A 10,038-nucleotide genomic window follows, 5' to 3' on the forward strand; every position below is an offset into this window, starting at 1 on the left:
GTCGCGGCCCATCGCGGGCGGCGCGGGCGGCGCGGGCTCGGGGGCGGGGGCTGGACCGGGTGCCGGGGTGGGGGCGGCGGAGTCCTCGTCCAGCCGCCAGGTGGCGACGGTCCGCAGCTCGCCGTCGAGGTAGCTCTGCAGGCAGGCGGCCCGCTGGAGCTTGCCGCTGGAGGTCTTCGGCACGACCCCGGGCCGGACGAGGGCGATGCCGAACACCTGGAGGCCGTGCTCCTCGGCGACCCTGGCGCGGATGGCGGACAGCAGGCGCCGGTGGTCGGCGGGGGTGCGGCGGCCGGTCAGCTCCTGGACGACGATGAGCCGTTCCTCGCCACCGATGTCGCGGGAGCCGGCCACGCCGCAGCCCTCCCGCAGGGCCGGGTCGACGCTCTCGACGGTGCGTTCGATGTCCTGGGGGTAGTGGTTCCGGCCCGCGATGATGACGACGTCCTTGATGCGGCCGGTGATGTGGAGCTGGTCGCCGTGGGTGAATCCGAGGTCGCCGGTGCGCAGGAACGGGCCCTCGCCGGTGTCCGCGAGGCGGGCGCCGAACGTCTCCTCGGTATCCCGGGACCGCCGCCAGTACCCGAGGGCGACGCTGGGACCGGACACCCACACCTCGCCGACGCGGCCCTCGGGGACGCGGGTGCGCGTGCGCGGGTCCGCGATGACGATCCGCTGGTCGCCGAACCCGGCGCCGCTGCTCACCATGGCCCGCGCGGCGTCGCCGGGCGCGGCGTCGGCCGCGACGTCGGCGGCGAGGGCGGCCGGTCGCAGGTTCCGCCGGGCGGGTTCGGCGGCCGGGTCGGCCGTGGACACCATCAGCGTGGCCTCGGCCAGCCCGTAGGCGGGCTGGGCGGCGGTGCGGGGCAGGCCGCAGGGCGCGAAGGCGCGGGCGAAGCGCTCGATGGTCTCCAGCCGGACCGGCTCGGCACCGTTGAGCGCGACCTTCCAGGTGCTCAGGTCGAGGCGCTCGCGCTCCTGTTCGGTGACCTTCGCGACACACAGGTCGTAGGCGAAGTTGGGGGCGGGGCTGATGGTGCCGCGGTGGTCCGAGATGGCCTTCAGCCAGCGGAAGGGGCGCTTGATGAAGGAGAACGGCGCCATGAACGTGACGGGGAACCCGGCGTAGGCGGGGGTCAGCAGCCCGAGGATCAGGCCCATGTCGTGGAACGGCGGCAGCCAGCTCACCATGTGCTGGTCCGGGTCCCCGCGGAAGAGGGCCCGGTTCATGGCGGCCATGTTGTGCAGGAGATTGCCGTGGCCGACCATCACGCCCTTCGGGCGGCTGGTGGAGCCGGAGGTGTACTGGAGGAACGCGATGTCGCCGCGGCCGGTCCCCGGGTGGCGCCAGCCGTCGGCCGCGGCCGGGTCGGGGTCGTCCACGGCCAGCCAGTGGATGTCCCGCAGCGCGGGGGCGTGTTCGGCGAACCGGTCGGCCAGGGCGACGGTGTCGCGCGGCGCGAGGATCACCGCCGGCTCCGCGTCCTCGATGACCCCGAGCAGTCTCGGCAGGGTGCGCTTCAGCAGCCCGGGATCCGGCGGGTAGACGGGGACGGCGATGATGTCGGCGTACAGGCACGCGAAGAACGACGTCACGTAGTCGAGTCCGGCCGGGCAGAGGATCAACGCCCGTTCCCCGGCGGGGAAACGCTCTCTGAGGGTGGCGGCGACGGCGCGGGCGCGCAGGTCGAGCGCGGCGTCGGTCATGCCGCGCGGCTCACCCTCGCCGTCCACGAGAAAGCGGAACGTGCTGTGTTCCGGCCGCTCCCGGAAAAGGGCACGGAAGTGGTCGACCAGCGTTTCAGATTCGCGGCCCGGCATCAGACCGTCCTCCCAGGCACTAGAGGCTTGCCAGAAATTCTTGGCGAGGAGACCGGCGATTCCACGGAATGCACCGGGTTTTCTCATCGAGAGAGCATCGAGAGAGCCAGAAAGAATGCCGGAGCCGCGGTCCGGGCACTCGTATTTCGTCGGGGTCCGCCCTGAACAGCAATCAGGATCTACGAGCGCTCACAGACCGTCAAGGTGCTCCTGTCACGCTTTCCGGCGCTCAGTCATTGATGCCGGCGAGATACTCGTAGCAACTGGGCAGCGCGGCCACCATGGCCTCGCCCTCCGCCTGGAGCTTCGCGAACTCCCGGCGGGCGTTGGCGGGGTCGATGTGCCGCACCGCGGGGCGGGCCGTCGGCGGGATGAGGCCGAGGCCGAGGTTCATCGCGTTCCACGAGTAGTTCTCGAAGCCGTGGTAGTACGGGAAGATCGTCTCGTCGTCCAGCAGGTGCGAGGCGGCCAGCTCGAGCCGCCCGGCGAGCGCGTCGGGCGCCTTGCGGAGCTTGGCCTCCTTCCAGTACGGGGTGTCCTCGCGCTGCGCGGACTTGTAGTGGAGCACCAGGAACTCCTTGACGCCCTCGACCACGCGGAACAGGCGGGTGTTGAAGTCCGCGCGCAGCCGCTCGTCCCACGTCTCGTCGGGGAAGTGCTTCACCAACTGCTCGATGGCGTACTGGATGAAGAAGATCCCGGTCGACTCCAGCGGCTCGACGAATGCGTAGGACAGCCCGATGGCCACGCAGTTGCCGATCCAGGCCCGGCTGTTGCGGCCGACGCGCATGGTGATGTGGCTGGCCTCGACGGCGTCGGCGGCGCCGGGGCCGACGGCGGCGCGCAGCTCGCGCTCGGCGGCCTCGGGGGTGATGTACTGGTCGGAGTAGACGTAGCCGGTGCCGTTGCGGCGGAACAGCGGGATGGTCCACATCCACCCGGCGCTCAGGGCGGTGGCACTCGTGTAGGGGTCCATCTCGGTGGCGTCCTCGCGCGGCACCCGCAGCGCGACGGCCTTGTTGTTGGGCAGGACGTCGGCGAACGACTCGAACTCCGCGCCGAGGGTCTCGTTGATCAGCAGGCCGCGGAAGCCCGTGCAGTCGATGAACAGGTCGCCGGCCAGGTCGCCGTGGGCCTTGGTGCGCACGTGGCTGATCCAGCCGCGCCGGTCGCGGGCCACCTCCAGCACGTCGTCCAGGACGTGGCGCACGCCGCGCCGGACGCCGTAGTCCGTGAGGTAGGCGGCCACCGCGTCGGCGTCGAAGTGGTAGGCGTACGGGAACTGGGCGCGCTGCTCCTCCAGCGTGCTCCGGCCGAGGGAGCCGTCGAGGTCGGCGGCGAAGAGGGAGCCGTCGAGCATGCGCGGGGAGCGCTTGTTGTCGCACAGCTTCGTGGTGATGAAGCACTGCCGGTCGAACGGCCGGCCGCGGTCCCCGAGTTCGAGCCACCAGTCGGCAAGGCTGAAGCCGTCCACGACGCGGAGCCGCTCGAAGGGGTGGTAGAAGTGCTCGCCGGGCCGGCTCCAGTCCTGGAAGCGGATGCCGAGCTTGTAGCCGCCCGCGCACTTGGGCAGCCAGTCGGCCTCGTCCAGCCCGAGGAAATCGAAGAAGTGCCGGACGGTGCTGAATGTCGCCTCTCCCACGCCGATCCGGGAAACGCGCTCGGATTCCACCAGAGTCACCTGGATCCGGTCCGCGAATGCGGCCTTCAGGTAGGAAGCGGTCATCCAGCCGGCGGTTCCGCCGCCGACGATCACCACGGAATTGATCATTTCTGGACCCTTCCGGGAGTATGTGCCCAGCCTTTTGCGGACAGCCGGAAACAGCTGCCCGGATATGTCACCGCGTCAGGACGTTGAAACAGTAAACGCCGCTTTCCTGTTCGTCGCGAGAGTCACGAACGGAAGGGGAGGGCGGGGGTGTTCAACTGCTCGGCGCGGACAGTTGAACGCCGTCGGCGGGTGCTCCGCGCGGCCTGGTCCCGCGCTGGACGGTGCCGTTCGCCGGGTGCCAGGATGAACCGCCGGGCCGCGCCCCCGCGTTGGCGCGCGCCGGCGTCATGCTTTCCCCGTCGGCGTTTCCGCACGCCGTCCGGGCGCGCCGGACCGGGCCCACCGCGCGGGCGGTTCCGCCGCGGTGCCACCGTCCGCGTGATCCCGTGCCGCCGCCCGGCGTTCGCGCGCCACGCGGCCCCTCGCGCACCGGACCGGCCCGTCGCGCTCCCTCCTCCGAAAGGGCTCGATGACATGGAGAAGATCCTCGACGCGATCCTGGCGGGCGAGCGGGCCGCCCTCGGGAGCCTGCCGGTGCCCGAGTCCTACCGGGGCGTCACGCTGCACGCCGACGAGGTGTCGATGTTCGACGGCCTGCCCGCCCGGGAGAAGGACCCCCGCCGGTCGCTGCACCTGGACGAGGTGCCGACCCCCCGGCCGGGGCCGGGCGAGGTGCTGGTCGCCGTGATGGCCAGCGGCGTCAATCACAACACCGTCTGGTCCTCGATCTTCGAGCCGCTGCCGACGTTCGGCTTCCTCTCCCGCTACGGCAGGACGTCACCGCTGGCCGCGCGCCACGACCTGCCCTACCACGTGCTCGGCTCGGACCTGGCCGGCGTCGTGCTGCGGGCGGGCGAGGGCGTGGTGTCCTGGCGGCCGGGTGACGAGGTGGTGGCGCACTGCCTGTCGGTCGAGCTGAACCACCCGGACGGGCACGCGGACACGATGCTCGACCCGGAGCAGCGGATCTGGGGCTTCGAGACGAACTTCGGCGGGCTCGCGGAGCTGGCGCTGGTGAAGGCCAACCAGCTGATGCCGAAGCCGGGCCATCTGACGTGGGAGGAGGCCGCTGCCTCCGGCCTGGTGCACTCCACCGCGTACCGGCAGCTCGTCTCCGCCAACGGCGCGGCGATGAAGCAGGGCGATGTCGTGCTGATCTGGGGCGCCTCCGGCGGGCTCGGCTCGTACGCCACCCAGCTGGCCCTGCACGGCGGGGCGATACCTGTGTGCGTGGTGTCCAGTCCGGAGAAGGCGGAGACCTGTCGCCGGATGGGCGCGGAGCTGGTCATCGACCGGGCGGCCGAGGGGTACCGCTTCTGGAAGGACGAGCGGACGCAGGACCCGCGGGAGTGGAGGCGGTTCGGGGCGCGGATCCGGGACCTGACCGGCGGCGAGGACCCCGACATCGTCTTCGAGCACCCCGGCCGCGAGACGTTCGGGGCGAGCGTCTACGTGGCGCGCCGCGGCGGCACCGTCGTGACCTGCGCGGCGACGTCCGGCTACGAGCACGTCTACGACAACCGTTACCTGTGGATGCACCTGAAGCGGATCGTCGGCACCCACTTCGCGAACTACCGGGAGGCGTGGGAGGCGAACCGGCTGATCGCCAAGGGCCGGATCCACCCCACCCTCTCCGGGGTCCGCCCCCTGGCGGAGACCGGCCAGGCGGTGCACGACGTGCACCACAACCGCCACCAGGGCAAGGTCGGTGTCCTGTGCCTGGCCCCGCGCGAGGGGCTCGGCGTGCGCGACGCGGAGCTGCGGGCGCGCCACGAGGTCGCGATCAACCGCTTCCGGACCGGGCCCGGCGGCGGCCCCGGCGGCGCGGGCCGCTGACGGGCGGCCCGCCCCGCGGCCCGGCCGGCGAGCCGGACGGGATCAGGCCGGGCCGGGCCCGGCGGCGATCAGGGAGGCGGGGCGCATGTCGCGCCAGGACGTCTCGATGAATTCGACACATTCCTGGCGCCCGGCCTCGCCGTGGACGACATCCCAGCCGGCCGGCACCTCGATGAGGGCCGGCCACAGGGAGTGCTGGCCTTCCGCGTTGACCAGCACGAAATAGCCCGCGTCCACACTTTCGAAGGGGTTGGTCATATCCGAATCCTTTCCGTCCGTTTCACCCGGTGACGGTGAATTCGCACGCCCGGCGATTCCCCTGCGCCACCGGAGTCCCAGCAGCACCAGGCAAAGGGGGGCGCCGATCCGCGGGAGCACCGCAAAGGCGATCCGGAAAATTGCCGACGGGTGCGGCATACAGCCCGCAGCCTACCGCTGTTGAGGCTCTGGCCGCGCCGGAGAGCGGCTGATATCGTGCAACGCGCAAGGGTAGCCGTCAGCGCCGGAAATCCGGCGTACCCCACGCGCACCGGACAACTTGGGATAACCGCGAAAACCCAGGGAGCTGGGAGGCCGTGCACGCTTTTCACAAGGATCCAGCACCGCTGACGTGCGCATTTGCCATGACCTCGACCATTCATGAGTCGTTGGCCAAAAGTTCCGGTGCAGCGAGGTTGACCTATTTCGACGCGTGCTGGTTCGTTCGTTGAGTACACACGGTTCCCATGTCGACAATGCCTACTGACCAGCTACAGAGGAAGGGCCCCGTGGTCAATTCACAGGTCTGTGACGAGTCGCGGTTCGCAATCGACGACCAGCTTGCGTCCTACCGGACAGAGTTCACGCCGATCACCTCCCTGTTGCCCGCCGACTCCCCACGCCTGACAGGAGAAATCGAAGAACACACGAGAACCCTGGCCGAATCCGAGGGCCCCCTGCCACCCATCGTCGTGCACCGGCCGACGATGCGCATCGTCGATGGAATGCATCGCCTGCGCGCCGCGATACTGCGCGGTCAGGAGAAGATCGAGGTCCGTTTCATCGACGGAAGTTCGGAAGATGTTTTCGTTCTGGCCGTGAAGCTCAACTCCGAGCACGGCATGCCGCTGTCGCGCGACGACCGCGTCGCCGCCGCCCGCCGGATCATCGAGAGCCACCCGCACTGGTCGGACCGGCGCATCGCCGTGGTCACCTGCCTCTCCCCCGGCGTGGTGGCCTCGCTGCGCACGCGCACGGACGGCACCGTGGCCCCACTGACCCTCAGGACCGGCCGCGACGGCCGGCGCCGCCCGGTCAACGGAGCCGCCGGGCGCATCGCCGCCAGCCGTGTCATCGAGGAGACCCCCGACGCCTCGCTGCGGGAGATCGCGAGCCGGGCCGGGGTCGCCGTCGCCACCGCCCGCGACGTACGGGAGCGCATGCGTCTCGGCCAGGATCCCGTACCGCCCAAGCTGCGGCTGGCCGAGCGGGCCGACGGAGCCTGCCGGACGCGCCCCCAGGTCCCGACCCGCCTGCCGGGCCCGGCGCACGAGCCCCAGGACGAGGACCGGCCCGAACCGCCCGCCCCGCCGGTCATCTCCGCACGCGTGCTGTCGAGCATGCGCCGGGACCCGTCCCTGCGGATGACCGAGATGGGCCGCGCCCTGCTCCACCTCCTGGGCAACCACCTGCTGAGCCCTGAGCAGCGACAGAACCTCGTCGAGGGCGTGCCGTCACACCGCGCCGCCGACGTCGTGCGGGCCGCCCGGATGGTCGCCGAGCAGTGGCTTCAGTTCGCCAGGGACGTGGAGCTGCGCAGTTCGGAGGCTCAGGACACGGCCCTCGGCGTCGGACGCCTGCATACGATCTACGCGAGTAGCGCCACGGAGCGGGCCAGGGGCTGACCCCCGCCCACGGCTGCACCGCCCACGGCCCCCAGCCCCCGCAGGCGGGTGACGCGCGCCGACGCGCCTCCCGCCACGAGCGGGGTCAGGGGCCGCGCCGCGCCGCCTCACAAGCGGGGGGTCGTCAGCATCCCCGGCGACACCTCCGTGATCGTCCCGTCCGGCGCGAAGTACACCCGCACTTCGTACAGTCCCTGCACGCCGCTGAGGAACTCCGGCCCGCCGTAGTGCCAGACATCGAGGCCCAGCCGCTCGAAGTAGGACGTGGCCATGGCCCGCATCGTCGCGTCGCGGGCCTCCGCCGGCGTGATGCCGCGCAGCCAGCTCGCGCCGGCCCGCACCTCCTCCGCCGCGGTCTCCGGATCGGTGCCGGGGACCGCCGGCAGGCGCTCGTCCGTGACGGCCCAGAACGCGTCGCCGAGCGAGGTGAACGTGTGTCCCGAGGCGCTCGCGGCGGTGCGGGCCAGCGTGACCGCGACGGCCTCGCGCGCGCCGTAGCGGGTCAGGTCCAGCCGTCCGCCGGCCAGTTCGGGCAGGCCGTCCTCGGCCCCCGCCTCCGCGCGCAGCCGGTCGCGGAGGTCGTCCGTGCCCGGTGCCCAGGCGAACCAGCCCTCCTCCGCGTCGTAGGCACCGAGCCGGCGCGCCGCCAGCCCGCCGCCGGGGAAGCGCAGCAGACCCGCCTCCTCGTCCCAGCGGGGTGGCCGGCCGTCGAACTCCAGGTTCTCCTGGGCGTATTCGACCATCGCGCGGGTGCGCCGGACGGAGAACGCCATCTCGCGGGCGGCCACCGCCAGCAGCGGCGACGGGAACAGCCGCTCCGGCACGGCCCGTTGCCCGGTCAGCTCCTGCGTCTCCAGGGCGCCCGACCGGGGCACTCCCCCGTCGGGCCCGGTGACCTCGATGCCGGTCACCTCCTCCCCGTCGAGCGTGACCACCACCCGGTCCCCGAGGGGCAGGGTGCCCGCCACGCGGCCGGGGCCGTACTGTGGCTCGATGCCGTGCCGCCGGAACCACCCCTGCACCGGCTTCAGCGCGGGCCCGGGCAGCAGGGCCGCGCCGTTGCGGAGGGCGCGCGCGAGCCCCTCGGGCCGGGGCTCGGCGCGCGGCACCGCCGGGTCGTCCACGACGTTGAACATCCGCCCGCGCTCGCTGAACGCGTGGATCGTGCCACCCCGCGCGTCGAGGAGGCCGATGCACATGATCAGCAGGTGGTCGGCGGCGAGCCGCGGGTCGGGGAAGTGGTTCAGGTCGAGCATCGGCTCAGTGAGCTCGGGAACCCCGGCGCGTTCGCCGATCTCCCTCAGCTCCCGCGAGCGGGCCCCGATGGGCCGGTCCCGGTAGTGCTCGTTGCCCCAGGCCCACAGCCAGGTCCCGTCGAGGGCGTAGCTGCCGATCATGTGGGCGCGCAGGGTGACCCCGGAGCGGGTCACCGAGGGCCCGTCGGTCGCGTAGGAGGTCGTGCCGACGGGCACCAACGCCTCGAAGAGATCGAGCTGTTCGCAGGCCCAGGCGAGATGGGGGCGGGCGAGGCCGAGCAGAGGGTCGCTGAAGGAAGCGGTCATGGAGAGCAGTCCCGTGCGATGGGGGAACGGTTACGCCCGTCACGACTCCCGGCACCCCCCGCCGGTTCCGGAGGAAGGCAAGCCTCAGCGACGCAAATCACCGTTCCCCCGGCTGCAGTTCGGCACGAGAACTGGGTAGTCTCGGGACCGACGACGAAAGTTACCGAGCAGTAACGCCTGCTCCGCAGGCCCGAGGAGCCGCCATGCAACTCGCCGCGATCATCGTTTCGCTGCTGTTCAGCGCGGTCGGTGTCGCGCTGCTCAGCCGAGCCGTCGCACAGATCTACCGCTTCCTCCGGCTCGGCCAGTCGATCCCCGCCGGAACGCGGACCGACGCTTATGTCCAGCGGACGATCACCGTGCTCCGTGAGTTCCTGGGACACACGCGCATGAACCGGTGGGGGATCATCGGCTTCGCCCACTGGTTCGTCGCCGTGGGCTTCTTCAGCCTGATCCTCACCCTCGTCAACGCCTTCGGTCAGCTCTTCCAGCCCGACTGGACGCTGCCGCTGCTCGGCGGCTGGCTGCCGTGGGAGATGTTCGTCGAGTTCATCGGCGCGATGACGATCCTGGGCATCCTCACCCTGATCGGCATCCGCCTGTCGAACCTGCCGTCCCGGCCGGGCCGCAAGTCGCGCTTCGCCGGCTCCACCGCCTGGCAGGCGTACTTCGTCGAGTACATCATCCTCACCGTCGGCCTGGCGATCATGATGCTGCGGGGTCTGGAGGGCGCGCTCCACCACGTCGAGCACTACGAGGCGGCGTACTTCGTCTCCTACCCCCTGGTCGCCGCTCTCGACGGGCTGAGCACCGGGACGCTGGAGACTCTGGTCTACCTGGTCGCCATGATCAAGATCAGTGTCTCGATGATCTGGATGATCACCGTCAGCCTCAACATCGACATGGGTGTGGCGTGGCACCGGTTCCTGGCGTTTCCGAATATCTGGCTGAAGCGGAATGCGGATGGTGCGACGTCGCTGGGTGCGTTGCTGCCGATGACCAGCGGTGGGAAGCCGGTGGATTTCGAGGATCCCGGTGAGGACGACGTCTTCGGTGTCTCGCAGGTGGAGCACTTCTCCTGGAAGGGCCTGCTGGACTTCTCCACCTGTACCGAGTGCGGGCGGTGCCAGTCGCAGTGCCCGGCGTGGAACACCGGCAAGCCGCT

6 protein-coding genes and 1 pseudogene are annotated in these 10,038 nt (G+C 71.2%); 3 read left to right on the plus strand and 4 right to left on the minus strand.

Annotated elements, in window-relative coordinates:
- Both ACSNOC_RS25370 and ACSNOC_RS25375 read right to left on the minus strand, forming a co-directional pair.
- The coding region (locus tag ACSNOC_RS25370) for a fatty acyl-AMP ligase (protein ID WP_436749900.1) at positions 1–1,821 on the minus strand (1,821 nt) is incomplete at its 3' end.
- A gap of 229 nt (positions 1,822–2,050) precedes the next feature.
- Positions 2,051–3,592: a tryptophan halogenase family protein gene (locus ACSNOC_RS25375; RefSeq protein ID WP_436749901.1), complete on the minus strand. Its 1,542-nt coding sequence runs from the start codon at positions 3,590–3,592 to the stop codon at positions 2,051–2,053.
- A 474-nt stretch (positions 3,593–4,066) separates the two neighbouring features.
- Here ACSNOC_RS25375 and ccrA point away from each other — a divergent pair, with 474 nt between their 5' ends.
- Positions 4,067–5,428 carry a crotonyl-CoA carboxylase/reductase gene (ccrA, locus tag ACSNOC_RS25380; RefSeq protein ID WP_436749902.1) on the plus strand — a complete coding sequence of 454 codons (1,362 nt, stop codon included), beginning with the start codon at positions 4,067–4,069 and terminating at the stop codon, positions 5,426–5,428.
- 42 nt (positions 5,429–5,470) lie between these two features.
- On the opposite strand, the gene ACSNOC_RS25385 is transcribed toward ccrA, so the two are convergent.
- The gene (locus ACSNOC_RS25385; RefSeq protein ID WP_436749903.1) at positions 5,471–5,686 is read right to left on the minus strand and encodes an MbtH family protein; all 216 of its coding nucleotides are present in this window, start codon (positions 5,684–5,686) and stop codon (positions 5,471–5,473) included.
- Between the two features lie 476 nt (positions 5,687–6,162).
- Here ACSNOC_RS25385 and ACSNOC_RS25390 point away from each other — a divergent pair, with 476 nt between their 5' ends.
- On the plus strand, positions 6,163–7,311 hold the full coding sequence (locus ACSNOC_RS25390; protein ID WP_436749904.1) for a ParB N-terminal domain-containing protein: 1,149 nt from the start codon (positions 6,163–6,165) through the stop codon (positions 7,309–7,311).
- Positions 7,312–7,418: 107 nt separating this feature from the next.
- Here ACSNOC_RS25390 and ACSNOC_RS25395 read toward each other — a convergent pair whose 3' ends face one another.
- A complete protein-coding gene (locus ACSNOC_RS25395) occupies positions 7,419–8,873 on the minus strand; it encodes a DUF6882 domain-containing protein (protein WP_436749905.1) in 1,455 nt (484 codons plus the stop codon).
- Between the two features lie 203 nt (positions 8,874–9,076).
- Between ACSNOC_RS25395 and ACSNOC_RS25400 the strand changes: the two are divergent.
- A pseudogene (locus tag ACSNOC_RS25400) lies at positions 9,077–10,038 on the plus strand (Fe-S oxidoreductase); the annotation flags it as partial.

The organism is Streptomyces sp. URMC 129 (assembly GCF_051386415.1).
Classification (GTDB): domain Bacteria; phylum Actinomycetota; class Actinomycetes; order Streptomycetales; family Streptomycetaceae; genus Streptomyces.